Annotated in this window: 14 protein-coding genes; 12 read left to right on the forward strand and 2 right to left on the reverse strand. The window is 58.7% G+C overall.

What is annotated here, in order from left to right; genetic code table 11:
• Positions 1-3: 3 nt before the first annotated feature.
• Together cysN and cysD are read right to left on the reverse strand one after the other, a co-directional pair.
• Positions 4-1434, reverse strand: coding sequence for a sulfate adenylyltransferase subunit CysN (gene cysN, locus C8D90_RS11685; protein WP_115458906.1), 1431 nt, complete (start codon positions 1432-1434; stop codon positions 4-6).
• A 23-nt stretch (positions 1435-1457) separates the two neighbouring features.
• On the reverse strand, positions 1458-2366 hold the full coding sequence (gene cysD, locus C8D90_RS11690) for a sulfate adenylyltransferase subunit CysD (protein WP_115458632.1): 909 nt from the start codon (positions 2364-2366) through the stop codon (positions 1458-1460).
• A 322-nt stretch (positions 2367-2688) separates the two neighbouring features.
• Between cysD and C8D90_RS11695 the strand changes: the two genes are divergently transcribed.
• The 12 genes from C8D90_RS11695 (at position 2689) to C8D90_RS11750 (ending at position 17227) form a co-directional block, all read left to right on the forward strand.
• On the forward strand, positions 2689-3738 hold the full coding sequence (locus tag C8D90_RS11695) for an aminopeptidase (protein WP_115458633.1): 1050 nt from the start codon (positions 2689-2691) through the stop codon (positions 3736-3738).
• A gap of 346 nt (positions 3739-4084) precedes the next feature.
• The gene (locus C8D90_RS11700; protein WP_115458634.1) at positions 4085-5491 is read left to right on the forward strand and encodes an undecaprenyl-phosphate glucose phosphotransferase; all 1407 of its coding nucleotides are present in this window, start codon (positions 4085-4087) and stop codon (positions 5489-5491) included.
• Between the two features lie 28 nt (positions 5492-5519).
• Complete coding sequence (locus tag C8D90_RS11705; RefSeq protein ID WP_115458907.1) at positions 5520-6767, forward strand: outer membrane beta-barrel protein; 1248 nt, start codon at positions 5520-5522, stop codon at positions 6765-6767.
• A gap of 43 nt (positions 6768-6810) precedes the next feature.
• Positions 6811-7320: a polysaccharide biosynthesis/export family protein gene (locus C8D90_RS11710; protein WP_221810487.1), complete on the forward strand. Its 510-nt coding sequence runs from the start codon at positions 6811-6813 to the stop codon at positions 7318-7320.
• A 1-nt stretch (position 7321) separates the two neighbouring features.
• Complete coding sequence (locus C8D90_RS11715) at positions 7322-9445, forward strand: GumC family protein (protein WP_115458635.1); 2124 nt, start codon at positions 7322-7324, stop codon at positions 9443-9445.
• On the forward strand, positions 9442-10659 hold the full coding sequence (locus tag C8D90_RS11720) for a lipopolysaccharide biosynthesis protein (protein ID WP_115458636.1): 1218 nt from the start codon (positions 9442-9444) through the stop codon (positions 10657-10659). Before C8D90_RS11715 ends, C8D90_RS11720 begins: the two co-directional genes overlap by 4 nt.
• Positions 10656-12041 (forward strand): capsular biosynthesis protein, encoded by a 1386-nt coding sequence (locus tag C8D90_RS11725; protein WP_115458637.1) that lies wholly within the window; start codon positions 10656-10658, stop codon positions 12039-12041. Before C8D90_RS11720 ends, C8D90_RS11725 begins: the two co-directional genes overlap by 4 nt.
• Positions 12034-13038 carry a glycosyltransferase family 2 protein gene (locus C8D90_RS11730; RefSeq protein ID WP_115458638.1) on the forward strand — a complete coding sequence of 335 codons (1005 nt, stop codon included), beginning with the start codon at positions 12034-12036 and terminating at the stop codon, positions 13036-13038. Before C8D90_RS11725 ends, C8D90_RS11730 begins: the two co-directional genes overlap by 8 nt.
• Positions 13035-14255, forward strand: coding sequence for a glycosyltransferase family 4 protein (locus C8D90_RS11735; protein WP_115458639.1), 1221 nt, complete (start codon positions 13035-13037; stop codon positions 14253-14255). Before C8D90_RS11730 ends, C8D90_RS11735 begins: the two co-directional genes overlap by 4 nt.
• A complete protein-coding gene (locus C8D90_RS11740) occupies positions 14248-15360 on the forward strand; it encodes a glycosyltransferase family 4 protein (RefSeq protein ID WP_115458640.1) in 1113 nt (370 codons plus the stop codon). The genes C8D90_RS11735 and C8D90_RS11740 overlap by 8 nt, the downstream gene beginning before the upstream one ends.
• 2 nt (positions 15361-15362) lie before the next feature.
• Positions 15363-15767 carry a hypothetical protein gene (locus tag C8D90_RS11745; protein ID WP_115458641.1) on the forward strand — a complete coding sequence of 135 codons (405 nt, stop codon included), beginning with the start codon at positions 15363-15365 and terminating at the stop codon, positions 15765-15767.
• A gap of 23 nt (positions 15768-15790) precedes the next feature.
• Positions 15791-17227: a DUF4832 domain-containing protein gene (locus C8D90_RS11750; protein ID WP_115458642.1), complete on the forward strand. Its 1437-nt coding sequence runs from the start codon at positions 15791-15793 to the stop codon at positions 17225-17227.
• The last annotated feature ends 4 nt before the right edge of the window (positions 17228-17231 follow it).

Below are 17231 nucleotides of genomic sequence, written 5' to 3' on the forward strand. Positions count from 1 at the left end.
GTTTTATTCGCCTTTAGCCAACAAATCGCGGGCTCCCCAGTGCGGGAAATGGCGACGAATCAACGCATTCAGTTCCAGCTCAAACGCGCCGTAAGAGGCAGTTTCCGCCGTCGGTTGCTCCAGACGCTGATTCACCAGCCCGGCGCCGACGGTTACGTTACTCAGCGGATCGATAAAAATGAATCCGCCGGTATCATGGTTTTGCTGATAGGTATCCAGCACCAGCGGTTCGTCGAAGGTGATTTCCAGCAGGCCGATGCCGTTGAGCGGCAACGCCTCCGCGTCGCGCTGCGCCAGCGTATTGATGTCCACCTGGTGGCGCACGGCGTCCACCCTTGCCCGCGTTTTTTTGCCGCCGGCTTTGATGTCATAACGCTGCCCCGGCGCGATCGGTTGTTCGCCCATCCACACCACGTCCGCCAGGACGGACTGCACGGCAGGCAGCGACGCCTGTGCGCAAACCAGCAGGTCGCCGCGGCTGATGTCGATTTCATCCTCCAGCACCAGCGTGATGGCCTCGCCGGGCACCGCGCTGTCCAGATCGCCGTCAAACGTGACGATGCGGGCGACTTTAGACGTCTGCCCGGAAGGCAGCACCTTCACCTCCTGCCCCACGTGGATCACGCCGGCGGAAAGCGTGCCGGAATAGCCGCGGAAGTCGAGGTTGGGGCGGTTAACATACTGCACCGGGAAACGCAGCGGCTGATGCGCGATGTCATCCACCACGTCTGCCGTTTCCAAAATCTCCAGCAGCGTCGGCCCGTGATACCACGGCATCGTCTCGCTCTGGCGCGCCACGTTGTCGCCGTCCAGCGCGGAAATCGGCACGAAGCGAATCTCCGGCGTGCCGGGCAACTGACCGGCGAAGTCGAGGTATTCCTGACGGATCTGCTCGAAGACGTCCTGGCTATAATCGCGCAAATCCATCTTGTTCACCGCCACCACCAGATGGCGAATGCCGAGCAGCGTCGCAATAAAGCTGTGGCGGCGGGTTTGATCCAGCACGCCTTTACGCGCGTCGATCAACAAAATGGCAAGATCGCAGGTGGACGCGCCGGTCGCCATGTTGCGCGTGTATTGCTCATGCCCCGGCGTATCCGCGATGATAAATTTACGTTTTTCGGTAGAGAAATAACGGTAGGCCACATCGATGGTGATGCCCTGTTCCCGCTCCGCCTGCAGGCCATCGACCAGCAGGGCCAGATCGAGTTTCTCCCCCTGCGTGCCAAGACGTTTGCTGTCGCTGTACAGCGTGGAGAGCTGATCTTCATAGATCTGACGGGTATCGTGCAGCAGGCGCCCGATCAGGGTGCTTTTACCGTCATCGACGCTGCCGCAGGTCAGGAAGCGCAACAGGCTTTTGTGTTGCTGCTGTTGCAGATAAGCTTCCACCCCGCCTTGTTCGGCGATCTGGCGGGCGAGAGTGTCATTAATTGCCTGGCTCATGGTGTCGCTCCTCAGAAATAGCCCTGACGTTTTTTAAGCTCCATCGAGCCAGCCTGATCGCGGTCAATCACCCTGCCCTGACGCTCGCTGGTGGTGGCGATCAGCATCTCTTCGATGATTTCCGGCAGCGTCGCGGCCTCCGATTCCACCGCGCCGGTCAGCGGCCAGCATCCCAGAGTGCGGAAGCGCACCATCCGTTGCTTAATCACTTCACCCGGTTGCAGATCGATCCGATCGTCATCAACCATAATCAGCATGCCGTCGCGCTCCAGCACCGGGCGCGGCTTCGCCAGATAAAGCGGAATGATTTCGATATTTTCCAGATAGATGTATTGCCAGATATCCAGTTCGGTCCAGTTGGAGAGCGGGAACACGCGGATGCTTTCGCCTTTGTTAATCTGGCCGTTATAGTTATGCCACAGCTCGGGCCGCTGGTTTTTCGGGTCCCAGCGATGAAAGCGATCGCGGAAAGAGTAGATGCGCTCTTTGGCGCGTGACTTTTCCTCATCGCGCCGGGCGCCGCCGAACGCGGCGTCGAAGCCGTACTTATTCAGCGCCTGCTTCAGCCCTTCGGTTTTCATGATATCGGTGTGTTTGGCGCTGCCGTGTATGAAGGGGTTAATGCCCATCGCCACGCCTTCAGGATTGCGGTGCACCAACAGTTCACAACCGTAGTTTTTGGCGGTACGGTCGCGGAATTCATACATTTCACGGAATTTCCAGCCGGTATCGACGTGCAGTAAAGGAAACGGCAGCGTACCGGGATAAAACGCCTTACGCGCCAGATGCAGCATTACCGAAGAATCTTTACCGATGGAATACAACATTACCGGATTGGAAAATTCCGCCGCCACCTCACGGATAATATGGATGCTTTCCGCCTCCAGTTGCCGCAGGTGTGTGAGTCTTTTGCTATCCATTATCGGTCCTTACGTCTGCCCGGCTGTTACAAATTAGTAACGGGAACTATACGGCGCGCCGTTATGGCTTATGAAATGACGAAATGGAATTTGAAATAACGGAACAGAATATGCCCGGATAACAACGCGGCAAAGGCGGACAAAAGGGAACCTGGCGCATCACTGGAGCCCGGAAATACAAATATGCCGGATTCTTTGTCATACGAATCTCACGATAAGCGCATATTTCCCCCTCCCCCTAATTGTGTAATTCTCAACAAAGTTTCATACTTACCGACCAGGTTTTACCCCGACGTTTCCGCTAAAGGACTTTTTCGTACCCATGTTTTTTCGTCATTTATTGAAGTTGAGCTGCGCCATCGCCGGCCTGGGCCTTCTCACTTCCGCTTATGCCACGTCTTCAAGCCAGACCCATCGCCCCATCGGATTTATCGCTGAGCAGGAATTACGCCATATCTCAACGTATTATCCGGGCAGAATGGCCGGCAGCCCGGCAGAGCTGATGACGGCGGACTACATCAATCAGCGCTTTAAGCAAATGGGCTACCAAAGCGACCTGCGCGACTTCAAAACCCGTTACCTCTACACCACCGACGACGGGAAAAAAAACTGGCATAACGTTACGGGCACCTCCGTTATCGCCGTCAAACCCGGCAACACGCATCAGCAGATCCTGATCACCGCCCATCTCGACACTTACACGCCGATGAGCGACAGCGACGTTAACGAAAATCTGGGCGGCCTGACCCTGCAGGGCAGCGACGACAACGCCTCCGGCGTCGGCGTACTGCTGGAGCTGGCGGAGCGCCTGCGTAACGTCAAAACGAATGCGACCCTGCGTTTTCTGGTATTGAGCGGCGAAGAGATCGGCAACAAAGGCGCGGCGGACTACATCAGCAGGATGAGCAGCGAAGAAAAGCGCAACACGCAGCTTGTCATTAATATCGACGCCGTGATCACCGGCGATCGCCTCTATTTCCACAGCGGGAAAAAAACCACTCACGAGGTCGCAGGTAAAACGCGCGACCGCGCCATTGCCCTCGCCAAGCGCTTCGGCATTCCCGCCTCCGTCAACGAAGGCCATAACACCACTTATCCCAAAGGAACAGGCTGTTGCTCCGATCAGGTTCCGTTCGATAACGCCGACATTCCGGTGTTGTCCGTGGAGGCCAGCAACTGGAACACCGGCCGCGGCGACGGCTATCAGCAAACCTCCGACACCGGCAAATTCCCCGGCGGCAGCAGTTGGCATAAGCCGCAGTACGACAACCTGAAATATCTGGACGAGCACCTGCCGGGCCGGATTAAAGCCCGCACGCGCGACACGGTAAAAATCCTGTTGCCGCTGGTGGAAGAGCTGGCAGGAAAATAGCCCTCCCCAAGCCGCCCTGGCGTCCTGACTGAACGGCGCCGGGGTGGCCCTGCCCCCATCTCTGCTTTAAATTCTGCGATGTAAAACAGCCGATTAGTGTTATATGCATCCCCTGCTATACTTACCCCCAGCATTAGAATTATCTTAGTACAATTATTTATTTCATGGGAATCATCATATAATTTTATTAATTTCGCATTGTTTTATCGCAGCAGTGTTATACAATGCGGATGCTATCGTTAATAGCGCTAAAAAAACCGGATTACCAGTAAGTCACGTCGATGGATCGATGATCCCCAATAGCATATCACGCGCAGAAAAGTCTGATTGCAGGATAATATAAAGCATGCTTAACCATCGACTCAGAATAAGACAGAGCGGGTACCCGGTCGCGGCAAAGTTCATTGATTTTTTATTTATAAATCTGTCGGTTATCACCATATCTTATTTATTTCCCTACGGTTTTCATAATACCGCGATCCCGTTCAGCCTGTTATTTTCCGTTGTCTTTCTGCTGATCGGTGAATATACCGGATTATATACCCATCGGATAAAATCCCTGCGAGTTAGAGAATTCCTACGTTTAGGCGGAGCGATATTACTCACCTTCATAATAATGGAGATGATCCGTCTATTCATGAATTATTTCGCCGATGCCCGCTTTCCCGGCGAATGGGACGATAACCCTTTTCCGACCCTGCTTTGGCTTTATCTTATTCCGCTATTAACCGTGCTGCTTATCCGGCTGGTATTATTTTTACGCTTTAAGCAGAAAGTCATCCGGATTGCCATCGTCGGGCTGACGCCGGCCGGGTTATCGGCCGAACGGGAGTTATTGAAGGAGTACGCCGGAGAGCAGATCGATCTGGCCTTTTATGACGACCGTGAACCCAACCGATTCGGCTACCTCACCCGCGCGCCGTACCGCGGCAAGGTGAAAGATCTGCTGGAAAAAGCGCGCCGGGGCGAGCTGGACGAAATCTACATTGCGCTGCCGATGGCGGCGGTCGAACGTATCCGTTATTTCCTGCTGGTAATGTCGGACACCACGGTAAATACCTACATCGTGCCGGACCTGTATTCCTACAGCACGCACACCACCGAAATACGCATGATCGGCAACATGCAGGCGGTCAGCATTCTCAGCTCGCCGTTCGACGGCGGCGGCGCCATCATCAAGCGCGCGGAGGATCTGATCCTCGGCGGTATCATCACGCTGCTGATTACGCCCCTCATGCTGCTCATCGCGATCGGCATCAAGCTCACCTCGCGCGGGCCGGTCATCTTCAGGCAGGATCGGTACGGGCTGAGCGGCCAGAAAATCACGGTCTATAAATTCCGTTCGATGCGGGTCATGGAAAATGCGGACGTGGTGAAACAGGCCACCAAAAACGACCCGCGCGTCACCCGTTTCGGCTCATTTCTGCGCCGCAAATCGCTGGACGAACTGCCGCAGTTCATTAACGTGCTGCAGGGGCGGATGTCGATCGTCGGGCCGCGTCCCCACGCGGTCACGCACAACGAGGAGTACCGCAAGCTGGTCGAGAATTACATGATCCGCCACAAGGTCAAACCGGGCATTACCGGCCTGGCCCAGATCAACGGCTACCGCGGCGAAGTCGATACCCTCGACAAAATGGAAAAGCGGGTGCAATACGACATCGACTACATTCAGGGCTGGTCGCTGTGGTTGGATCTGAAGATCATTTTCAGCACCATAACCAAAGGTTTTACGGGTGAAAACGCATACTAGCGTCCTGCTGGCCGCCGGTCTTGCGGCAATGCCTCCGGCATGGGCGCTCCCCGTCCCGAAGTCGCACACCGGTATCGCCGGCATCGATTTTCAGGGGCAGATCAGCGCCGGTTACGGTCAGGTCAGCAACGTGACCTATCAGCCCTGGTCGCGCAATGAAACCAGCTCCGCGTTTCAGAGCGTCAACCCGATGTTCCGCGCCCTCGGCGAGCGCGGCGAAGACCGCTACCAGCTGATGTACTCCGGGGACTACCGGGCCTACAACCAGGCCAGCGCGGATAACTACGCCGACCATTTTTTCCGTTTCGCCGGCCAGTGGCGTTACGGGCAGATGCAGGGCCTGAGCCTGACGATGGAAGACACGCTCGGCCATGAAAACCGCGGGCGCGGCATCACCGAAGGCTTTCTGCCGGAACAGTTCCGCGCCTTCGGCGTCAATTCGCCGCTGAAGACGCGCTTTCTGAGCAGCGAGCTGCGCTACAGCTTCGGCGCGCCGGAAGGGCGCGGTAAAGCCGAAGCCGCCCTGCTCTATAAACAACTCCGCTTCGGCAACACTGACGAGGTGCGCGACGCGGATACCGATTTCTATAACTACATCCGCGATCAGGAGTGGCACGAACCGAGCCTGGTGGTTGAACTGTTTGATATGTACAGCAAAACCACCCGCTTTCGTTACAGCTTCATCACTAACCAGCGGCGTTACGAAACCAGTTCGCTCAAAGACAGCAACGAATACTACCTGCTGTACGGCTTTAAGTCGCAGCTCACCGGGAAAACCAGCGTCGACGCCAACGTTTCCTGGCTCTACAAGACCTTCATCAATGAGCCGAATGCGCAGGACTTCAGCGGCCTGAACTGGGATATCAAAGCGGAATGGAAACCGCTGGATTACTCCACGGTCGCGCTGCACAGCGCCCAGCGCATCAAAGACCCCTCCGAAGCGGGCGGGTATATCCAGGTCACGGAGTACGGGCTGTCATGGACCCACCACTGGTGGGTGGATCGCTTTTCCACCACGGTGGATTACTCTTATGTTACAGAGGATTACAAAAAGCAGGCGGACAACCGCAAGGATAAAGACGGGCTGCTGACGCTGTCTGCGAGCTATGACTTCCGCCCGTCAGTCAATGTCGAGATGAAATACCAGATGGATACGATGCGCTCCAACAAGAAAACCGACGCGTTCTACATTGGCCCGGACTACGGGCGCGAGGTGGACAGAACGCTGGGCTACGACAACCAAATGATTATGCTAACGGCCAGGGTGCAAATTTAACGTGAAGAACTTAACTCGGACGCTTTTTCTACTGCTGTGCGGCATGCTGACCGCCTGCAGTTCCCCCACGCCGCTGATGGACACGCCGTCGGCAGACAACCGCTACTGGCTGGGAGAAGGCGATCAGGTCAACATCGTCGTGGCCGGCGAGCCGGATATGACCATGCGTTTCATGCTGGATAACGGCGGCACCATCACCTTCCCTTACATCGGCCAGCTCCGGCTGAGCGGAAAAACGCCGGAAGAGGTCAGCGCCGAAATCACCCGCCGCCTGCGCGGCGACTATCTGCAAAACCCGATGGTCACCGTGACCGTCAGCCAGTTCCGTAACATCTTCATTTTGGGCGAAGTAAAAAAACCGGACGGCTACGCCTGGCAGCCCGGCCTGACGGTGGAGAAAGCGCTGGCGCTGGGCGGCGGTTTTACCGATCGCGCGGATAAGCACGACCTCAGCATCCGGCTGTCCGGCAGCAATGAATTACTGGAAAACGTCGATCTCCGTCATTCCGTGCATCCCGGAGACACCGTCATCGTCGGCATGAGCTTCTTCTGATATGAAACTATCTATGGTAGAGCAAGGGAAAAAACGGGAGAACGTCGTGGAGTTCTCCCGGTATACCGGCCAGATACGGAAAAGAATCTGGCGTCTTGCGCTGGTGGCGCTGGTCACCGCGCTGGTCGCCTATCCGTTGATCCGGCTGATCCCCGCGAAATACGTCGCCACGTCAACGCTGATGATCAAAGCCCTGCCGGACGACGCGACGCCGCTGCCGCAGCTGAGCCGTTACGACTCCACACGCAGCGACTTCTATGAGACGCAGTATTCCGTCGTGCAGTCACGCGTGGTGCTGGAGAAGGCGATTCAGGCACTGGGGCTGGACCGGGAGCCGACCTTCAACGGCGGGTTCGATGCCGCCCAATGCACAGACGCCAACGCCGCGCAGCGCCGGGAGAAAACCCTGAAAAACCTGGTCAACGCGCTGTCGGTCAGCGGAGTGCGCAATACCCAGCTGATTACCGTGTCGTTTGAATCGCCATCGGCGGAAACCGCAGCGCGGGTGGCAAATGGCGTCGCCCAGGCCTACATCGACGACGCTACGGCGCAGAAACGCCGTGCCACGGAGGAAGCGCAACGCGGCAACCAGCAGCAGATGGAGCGCGTGAAGCAACAGATGGTTGACCAGAAAGCCGCCATCGACGCCTTCCTGAAGCAAGAAGGCCTGCTGACCTTCCGCGGCGTGGACGGCTTTGAAACCGAACAACTGGGCATCGTGACCAACCGTCTGGCGGACGCGACCCAGCGCCGCATCGCCGCACAGTCACAGTATGACGAAGTGCGGCAGGCTCTGGCGCGGCATGCGCCACAGGACATTATCTCCCTGCCGGATTTTTCCGGTCACGCGCAGATCCAGGATCTGCGTATCGCGCTGACCCAGACCCGCCGCAACCTCGCCGAACTGCGCAAACGCTACGGCCCGAAGCATGACAAGATCCTGGAAGCCCAGGCGCAGGTGAACGCGGTCAACGGCCAGATCGGCCAGGTGCTGAATGAGCTGGCGCGCGGCGCGCATCAGCAGTATCAGGCCGCGCTGGATGACGAAAACCGCTACCGGGCGATGCTCGACCAGCAAAAAGCGGACTTCGGGCAGTTGGCCGGCAAACGCGATCGCTACAACACCATGGCGGCGGCGCTTGAGAAAACCCAGGCGCTGTATCAAACGCTGTATCAGCGCGCGCATGAACAGGCGCTGTCGGTGTCGCTGATCCAGCCGGACGCGGTGATTTCCGATCCCGCCGTCGCGCCGGAGCGCCCCTCAAAGCCGAACAAAACCATGCTGTGGATCATTACCGTGATGCTGGTGACGCTGGCCTATTTCGCCTGGCTGATCGTCGGCGCAGCGCTGAATAACACGCTTAATGCCATGAGCCAGCTGGCGAAACGCCTGAACCTGACGGCGCTGGGCGAGCTTCCACAGTTCGGTGATTCCGCCGATCGCCGGCAGCTGGCGCAACGCATCCTCAGCAATCCGGCCAGCGCCGACCTCATCCACGGCATCCGCACCAACCTGCTGTTGAGCACGCCCTCCCCGCAGGTACTGGCGATCATTTCGGCCGAGAAGGGAGAAGGCCGTTCTCTGGTGGCGCAAACGCTGGCCGCGTCTTTCAGCACAGACCAGCAGACGCTGCTGGTGGATATGGACTACGTCAACGAGCACGGCCTTTCCGCCGGGCAGGCTGTGGGGCTGGCCGACGTGCTCCAGGGAAATACATCGCTGGATGGCGTGCTGGTCAAACAGAGTGAGAATCTGACCCTGCTGCCGCGCGGCAAGCTGTCCGGCTCCCCGCTCCTGATACTGACCTCACAACAACTGGCCGCCACGCTGCAAACGCTGCGCGCGCGCTATCAGCGCATCATCATCGACTGCCCGGCGTTCCATCAGGCGCAGGACGGCATGCTGACCGGCCGTCTGGCGGACGGCGTGCTGCTGGTGGCGCAGGCCGGACGTTCACAGGCGGGCGATCTGCTCAGGGTGCTCGCCGCGCTGAAGCAGGGCCATAATACGGTCACCGGCGCGGTGCTGAACCAGGTGGATGAGAAAAACCTGGAGAGTCAGGAAGGGCTGCGCATGCTGAACCGGCAGGTCAGCGAACTGATAACGCCGGCGAATCCGCGATGAACTTACTGCGCAGCATCACCACCATAGCCGGATCATCGGTGATCTCCCAGCTCATCGGCGCGCTGTCGATCTGGTTGATCTCCCACAAATACGGCATGGCGGAGGTGGGAACCTATTCGCTGATCTACAGCATCGTGCTGGTCGGCGCCCAGATCTGCACCTTCGCCTCACAGTTGTTGATCCCGCGCCAGCCGGACGAAGAACAACTGGCGCGCAACGTGGTGTTCTGCCTGCTGCAAAGTCTGATCATCGCAGTACCTTACGCGGCGCTGACCGCCCGCTTGTTCCACCAAAACGTCGTTTTCCTCTACCTGCTGACGCTGAGCTACGCGCTGGTGCTGGTGGCGGAAAACCTCTCCCTGCGTACCGGCAATTACCGCTTTCTGGTGTTCCAGCGCATCATGGTGTCGGTGGTGGTGATCGCCTCCCTGCTCATCACTTCACACACCGGCGGGTTCTACTGGCTGTGGACCGCATTCATGCTGGTGCTGATCGGCGGTTGCATCCTGCACACTTTCCGCTTCAGTACGCTGCGGCTTACCCACTGGGGAGCGGCCAGCAACCTCGCGTTTTTCCGCGAGCACCGCCAGCATCTGGCGAAGGTCGGCAGCGCGGAAGTGCTGGCGATGGTGAACAACAACCTGCCGATCATGCTGATCAATTTCTGGTTCTCGGCGCTGACGGCAGGGTATTTTTCCGTGGTAATGCGCTTTTGCCTCTCGCCGGTGATGATCGTCGGGAACGCGGTGCGCAACTCGATCTTCTCCAAGTGGTCGATGGATTTTCGGAATCAGGTGTTTAACTATCCGGAATACAAAAAGATCCGCACCCTGCTGTTCGTGCTGGGCGTGATCTGCGTTCTCGGCGTGCTGATCTGTTACCCGCTGGTGATGCGCCTCGGCTTCAGCCAGGAGTGGATCGACTCAATCCCCTCTTCCCGCTACATTTTGCCCTATCTGTTCCCCGCGCTGGCCGTCAGCCCGCTGACCGTGATTGAACTGATTTTCGGCTCGCACCGCTATTTCCTGCGTATTCAGGTTGAACAACTGGCGATTGTCCTGCTGGCCTTTCTGGCGCTGCCTTACTTTACCCACGACTACGCCATCGCCGTTCTGACCTTTTCCGTCCTGACGCTGATCCGTTATCTGTTTATCTGGATACAAATGAACAGGCGCGCAACCCAGCTCAACCAGCGGCAGGAAACCGGCCTATGACGATGAACAACGCCGTCTGGCTTCAGGCCTACACCGTAATTACCCTGGTTTTTTGCGGGCTGGTGCAATACTTCACCGGCGTGGCGGCGGTGCTGTGGCTGCCGGTGGTGATGGCGTTCGTCATGACCGGCTTCCTGCTGATGCAAACCCGCCGGGAGCCGCTGGCGCTGGATCTGGCGGAAATGATGGTGCTGGTGATTTATCTCTGTTTCCTGGCGCTGGCGCTGATCTCCACGGTATTGCAGGGCGGTATTACCGTCACCATCGTCGGCTTTAAAAACGAAGTGGCGATGTCGCTGGTGATGTTCTGCCTGCTGCTCGGCTTTTGCCGGGAATCGCAGATTTACCGCATCAGCCGCAGCCTGTACTGGATTTTCTATGCCCAGATCCCCGTGATGATTTATCAGGTGCTGTTCGTGTTACCGCAGCGCGTGGCGGTACGCGGCGAAGACGAAAAATGGGACTCGGTGGTCGGCACCTTCGGCGGCGATCCGATGGGCGGCGGCAATACTGCGGTTATGGGGATGTTTTGCCTGCTGATTATGCTGATGAAGCTGTCCGAGCTGAAGCACGGCGTCACCACCTACCGCTCCACCGCGCTCCATATCGCGCTGGGCTTCGCAATGTGCATCGTCGGCGAGGTGAAGTTCATCATTTTATTGTCGCCGTTTCTGCTGGCGCTGGTCTGGAGCATGCCGTCCTGGGTACAGGGCGTCAGTAAAGTAACGCTGAAAACCCTGCTGATCATCGCCGCGGTAATGAGCGGGCTGATCGCCGTGGCGATTATGGTGCTGGCCGCCGGTTACTCCTCGGCCTTCGGCGCGGAAGCGGGTAAAAGCTCCCTGAGTATCTTCCTCGACTCGCTCGACTATATTTTCGATACCAACTACATCATGGCCGCCACCGGCGAACTGGGCCGTATGACCACCCTCTTCTTTTGGGCCAAACACAGTGACATGTGGGGCATTCCCAGCATGCTGTTCGGTTACGGACTGAACGCCACCAACAGCGGCAGCGCGGTTTCTCCCGGCTACCTGAACCTGATTTTCCGCCTGGTGCTGGATTCCACCTCGCTGAGCATGCTGCTCTGGGAGGTGGGCCTGATCGGGACGCTGCTGTTCATCGGCCTGATCCTGTGGATCGTGCGTATCACCTGGCCGCGTCCGCTGTTAACCACCGCGCAGCTGGATCAGGACGATCTCCGCCTGCTCAGCTACGCGCCGGCATTTAACGTTTTCCTCATCGCCTGCCTGCTCAGCCTGCCCTACAGCCAGACGCTGATGATTATTCCCCTGCTGCAATTTCTGTTTTACCTGGTGAGCGGTTTCGCGTTGGTGATCCGGCGTACCGTCCACCATTCTATCGGGAGAGTGTATGAGTAACCTTCCTTTCATAACCGCCAGCATTAAGACCTTTAATGAGGCCAGGGGGATCGAAAAAACGATCGACAGCATCCGGCGTCAGCTAACGGCGTACCCCCATGAGATCATCGTCGCGGACAGCCTGTCCACGGATAACACCCGTGAGCTGGCCGGAGCGAAAGGCGCGACGGTCGTTACGCTGGTGCATCCGCAGGAGCGCTGCTGCGGCGTCGGCCACCAGCTCGGCTATCTGCACAGCCAGGGGGATTATCTGCTGCTGATGGATGGCGACATGGAGCTGGAAGATGGCTTTCTCGACGCGGCGGTGGCGTTTCTTCAGACGCACCCGGACTACGCCGGCGTAGCCGGCTCCGTGCAGATGGACGAGGGTTCGAACTATGAATTCAAATCGCGCAAACAGCGGTTACACAAGATTTACCCATTGGGCGACACCGACCATCTGGGCGGCGGCGGCCTGTACCGGCGCAGCGCCATCGAGAAAATCGGCTACCTGACCCATCGCGGCCTGCACGGCTATGAGGAAGCGGAGCTGGGCATCCGCCTGCGCCAGGCAGGCTATAAGCTGCGCCGTCTCGACGTGCCTTATTTCAGCCACACCTCCCACGCCATGCCGACCCTGCAAATGCTGCGCTATCGCTGGCGCAGCCGTTTTCTGAGCGGGCCGGGCGAGCTGTTGCGCAGCGCCTGGGGCAAACCCTGGTTCAGGGACGCCCTGAAGATCACCCGCAACGAAGCCATTTTCACCCTCTACTTACTGGCATTGTTGCTGGCGTTGGTAAGCGGACACGGCGCGGCGTTCGCGATCGTGCTGCTGCCGCTGATTCTGTTCATCCTGCTGAAAGCGGTGAAGAACCGCTCGCTGATCGCCGGATTACACAGCGTGGTAAATCTGGCGGCCTTCTCCGCCGGGCTGATCCGCGGTCTGTTCACGCCGCTGCGCGATCCGCTGCAGCCGCCGGAGAGTGAAGTCGTCTACAGGCAGGGAGTGGAAAAATGAAGGTCCTGCTGGTCAACAAGTTCTTCTTCATCAAGGGTGGCGCGGAAACCGTCTATTTTCAGGAGCGCGACCGCTTAAAAGCGGCCGGCGTTGCGGTGGTGGACTTTTCCATGCGCCACGAGAAAAACGCGGCCTCGGACTACGCCGCCTGGTTCGTCGATAACGTCGATTACCACGGCGACAGCGGACCGTTCGGTAAGCTGAAAACCGCGCTGAACTTCATCCATAACGCCCAGGCCTGCCGCAAGTTTAACGATCTGCTGCTGCAGGAACGGCCCGATATCGTGCATTTCCACAATATTTATCACCAACTGACGCCGTCCATTATCGGCATTGCCCGCCGCTTCGGCTGTAAAACGGTGCTGACCGCGCACGACTACAAAATCGTCTGCCCGTCTTACACCATGCTGCGCGACGGCCACGTGTGCGAAGCCTGCCTCGAAGGCTCGGTTTTCAACGCGTTCCGCTACCGTTGCCAGGAAGGGTCAGCCGGCAAAAGTCTGCTGCTTTCACTGGAGGCGGCCTGGCAGGATCTGGCGCGTAACTACCACAAACTTGACGCGATCGTCTCACCCAGCGCCTTCCTGCGCGGAAAACTGATGCGCAAAATCACGGATGTGCCGGTGGAAGTCATCGTCAACGGCATCGACGACACCCAACCCCCCGGCGACACCCGCGATGACGGCTATTTTCTGTTTATCGGCCGCCTGAGCCGCGAGAAAGGCGTCGCCACCCTGGCGCAGGCCCACGAAATGATGCAACACCCGCTGCCGCTGAAAATCGCCGGCGACGGCCCGCTTTATCAGACGCTGGCTCCCCGCTTTCCACGGGCGGCGTTCCTCGGCTATCAACAGCAGGGCGAAGCGCTGAATAACCTGATCCGCCACGCCAGAGCGGTGATCGTGCCGTCCGAATACTATGAAAACTGCTCCATGTCGGTGCTGGAAGCGATGGCGTTCGGCAAACCGGTGGTGGGCGGCAACATCGGCGGAATTCCGGAACAGGTGCGCGACGGCATTGAAGGCCGGCTGTTTGAGCCGGGCAACGCGCGGGAACTGGCCGCGATCCTCGACGATCTCGCCCTGAATCCGGAGAAGGCCCGCACGATGGGAGAAAACGCCCGCCGGCGCTTACAGGATAAATATTCCCTGCGCGCCCACATGACGGCCCTGACGGCGCTTTATCAGAAACTGTTAAACGGGGCGGCTCATGACTAAGAAAATCACCGTATTAGGCACCCGCGGCATTCCGGATGTACTGGGCGGCGTAGAAACCCACTGCCAGAATCTCTACCCGCGCATTAAGGCGCACAATGACGTGGATATCTGCGTGATCGCCCGCTCCCCCTACGTGGACTACAGGCGTTCAGAATACCGGGGCGTAAAGACGCGGGCCATCTGGGCGCCGAAGAAAAAGTCCCTGGAGGCCATCGTCCATTCCGTGCTGGCCGCCTTCGCCGCGTGCTTCGACGGCTCGGACGTGGTGCACGTGCACGCCGTCGGGCCGGGGCTGGTGGTGCCGCTGCTGCGCCTGCTCGGTAAGAAGGTGGTGTTCACCCATCACGGACCGGACTATGATCGCCAGAAATGGGGCTACATCGCACGCCTGGCGCTGATGACCGGGGAGCGTTGGGCGGTAAAATATGCCAACGAGGTGATCGTTATTTCGCAGGTGATCAACCACCTGATCACTGAAGCCTATGGCCGGGACGACGCACACCTGATCTACAACGGCGTCAACCCGCCTGCGCCGCTGGACGCCACGATGGCGCGCGACACGCTGGCGCAGTTTTCCCTGCAACCGGGGCAATATCTGGTGGCGGTCGGGCGCTTCGTACAGGAAAAAGGCTTTCACGACCTGATCGCCGCCTGGCGTCAGTCCGGCGTTCCGTTCCCGCTGGTGCTGGTCGGCGACGCCGACCATGCCACGCCTTACAGCGAAGAGCTGAAACAGCTGGCGCGCGACACGCCGGGCGTCGTGCTGACCGGCTTCCTGCGCGGCGCGGCGTTACAGGCGGTGTTTGCGCAGGCGCGCCTGTTCGTGATGCCGTCCTACCATGAAGGGTTGCCGATCGCCCTGCTGGAAGCCATGTCTTACTCGCTGCCGGTCGTCCTCAGCGATATTCCGGCTAACCTTGAAGTAGGGCTGGAGAACGCCGCGTATTTCCGGGTCGGTAACGTTGCAGAACTGGCGGAAAAAATCGCCCAGCGCAGCAATCTGCCCGCCGCAGACTACCAACCATACCTGGCACGCTATAACTGGGATACTATTGCCGCCCAAACCATGCAGGTTTACCGTCAACTGACTCACTCTACGGGGTAAATTTGGAGAATCCCAACGAACGTCCGCGGGTCATCACGCGCTTCTACCAGTCTCTGGATGAAGAAACCGCCGCCACGCTGACCGCAGAACAAAAGCAGGCGGTGGAAAAAGCCGTGCTGGAGATTTCCCTCTCCTCGCGGCACCGCATTGACGTGCGCCGCAGCTTCCCCTTTCTGACGCGCCGCTACTATTTTGTCTTTTTGTTCGGCCGCGATTTGCGCCGCTATCCACGCCACGAATCAGCGTTATGGCGGGTTGCGATCACGCTGTTGCTGGCGCTGGCCATACTGATTTGCCTCAGCTCCGTCTTTATCGCGCTGTACCTGATCAAATCCGCGCTGGGTATCGATATCTTCCCGAACTTTCACCTGGGGTTGTGGGACTGGCTGATGCAGCACCACCGTTAGGCGTGTTTAACGAGGTTTAGGTTATGTTAAGAAACAACCGGTTAGCGAGGAACATCCTCCCGCTGGCGTTGATCGCCGGGCTCACCGCCGTGCCGCAAACCGGCGCAGCGCAGAACGACGCCGCACGGTGGGTCACCGTTAAGCCGCACGCCATCAGCGGGCCGTTGACCAACCCGGGCAACGGCGTCGCCAGCTTTCATGACGGTTACGGCGAGCACCTGACGCCGGAGCAGTATCCGGACACCGGCATCGAATATCAGCGCTTTTACTGGAGCGAACTGGAGCCGCAGGAAGGGAAGATTAACTTTGCCCTGGTGGATGCCGCCTTCGCCGCCGCAGCCCGCCATCATCCCGCCATGAATGTCGGCCTGCGCGTCATGGCGCTTGACGAACCGGCCTCCGGCTCAAAAATCCCGGACTGGCTGATCAAAAAAGGCATCAAGGGCAACCGGACGCCGGACGGCAAAACCTTCGTGCCCGATCTCGATGACCCGGTTTTTATCCGCTATGCCCGGCAGTTGCTGAACGCGCTTGGCCAGCGTTATGACGGCAATCCTGAACTGGCCTACCTGGATATCGGCCTGGTCGGTTCATGGGGCGAGTGGCACAACAGCAACTTTCCGACCCTCAAGCCCTTACTGGAACGCTACACCCCGGCGCAGCTCAACCGCTATGTCGATATGCACTTTTCCGCCTTCCCCCGCACGCCGAAAGTCATGTTGATCAGCGGCGGCGCCTCATTGCCGTATGCGGCGCAAAAAGGCGCCGGCTGGCGGGCGGACTGCTGGGGCGACTGGCATAACTTCTCCACCACCTGGAGCCACATGCGCGACGATTACCCTCAGCGCCTTCAGGCCGCGCAGGCCGCCTGGCCGGGATTTAATCAGGGGTGGGAAAAAGCGCCGGTCAGCCTGGAAATCTGCGGCTACATGGCGGAATGGAAAAGCATTCAGCACTACACGCGGGAAGAAGTGCAGGCCAGCTTCGACTGGGCGCTGGCGCAGCACGTCAGCACCATCAACCTGAAATCCCGCGAGGTGCCGAAGGAGTACCGAGACATCGTGGATAATGCGCTGGTCAAAATGGGCTACCGCTTCCGCGTGCTCACGCTGACGCACGAGGCTGCCCGCTATCCGGGGCAGAATATTACGCTGAACGGCGACTGGAGCAACGACGGCGTCGCGCCGGTCTATCTGCGCTACAACCTGGCCTGGCGACTGCGGGACGAAGCCGGATACATCACTCCGCTCGGCACGGTTGCCGGGGAAGATATCCGCCACTGGCTGCCGGGTAAACACCGCGTTGAATCTGCGCTGATGATACCGCAGCACCTGACGCCCGGGCGCTATTACCTGGACGTAGCGTTGACGGACGATCAGGGCCGGGCGCGCATCAACCTGGCGAATGAAGGCAAACTTGCGGATGGCTGGTATCACCTGTCCTCCGTCACCGTGAACTGAGGGG

Source organism: Enterobacillus tribolii, assembly GCF_003363015.1.
Classification (GTDB): domain Bacteria; phylum Pseudomonadota; class Gammaproteobacteria; order Enterobacterales; family Enterobacteriaceae; genus Enterobacillus; species Enterobacillus tribolii.

Excerpts from the sequence above, each read along its gene's own strand:
- cysD (WP_115458632.1), bottom strand. The coding sequence starts at position 2,366 with ATGGATAGCAAAAGACTCACACACCTGCGGCAACTGGAGGCGGAAAGC.
- C8D90_RS11695 (WP_115458633.1), top strand. The coding sequence starts at position 2,689 with ATGTTTTTTCGTCATTTATTGAAGTTGAGCTGCGCCATCGCCGGCCTG.
- C8D90_RS11700 (WP_115458634.1), top strand. The coding sequence starts at position 4,085 with ATGCTTAACCATCGACTCAGAATAAGACAGAGCGGGTACCCGGTCGCG.
- C8D90_RS11705 (WP_115458907.1), top strand. The coding sequence starts at position 5,520 with ATGCCTCCGGCATGGGCGCTCCCCGTCCCGAAGTCGCACACCGGTATC.
- C8D90_RS11710 (WP_221810487.1), top strand. The coding sequence starts at position 6,811 with ATGCTGACCGCCTGCAGTTCCCCCACGCCGCTGATGGACACGCCGTCG.
- C8D90_RS11715 (WP_115458635.1), top strand. The coding sequence starts at position 7,322 with ATGAAACTATCTATGGTAGAGCAAGGGAAAAAACGGGAGAACGTCGTG.
- C8D90_RS11720 (WP_115458636.1), top strand. The coding sequence starts at position 9,442 with ATGAACTTACTGCGCAGCATCACCACCATAGCCGGATCATCGGTGATC.
- C8D90_RS11725 (WP_115458637.1), top strand. The coding sequence starts at position 10,656 with ATGACGATGAACAACGCCGTCTGGCTTCAGGCCTACACCGTAATTACC.
- C8D90_RS11730 (WP_115458638.1), top strand. The coding sequence starts at position 12,034 with ATGAGTAACCTTCCTTTCATAACCGCCAGCATTAAGACCTTTAATGAG.
- C8D90_RS11735 (WP_115458639.1), top strand. The coding sequence starts at position 13,035 with ATGAAGGTCCTGCTGGTCAACAAGTTCTTCTTCATCAAGGGTGGCGCG.
- C8D90_RS11740 (WP_115458640.1), top strand. The coding sequence starts at position 14,248 with ATGACTAAGAAAATCACCGTATTAGGCACCCGCGGCATTCCGGATGTA.
- C8D90_RS11750 (WP_115458642.1), top strand. The coding sequence starts at position 15,791 with ATGTTAAGAAACAACCGGTTAGCGAGGAACATCCTCCCGCTGGCGTTG.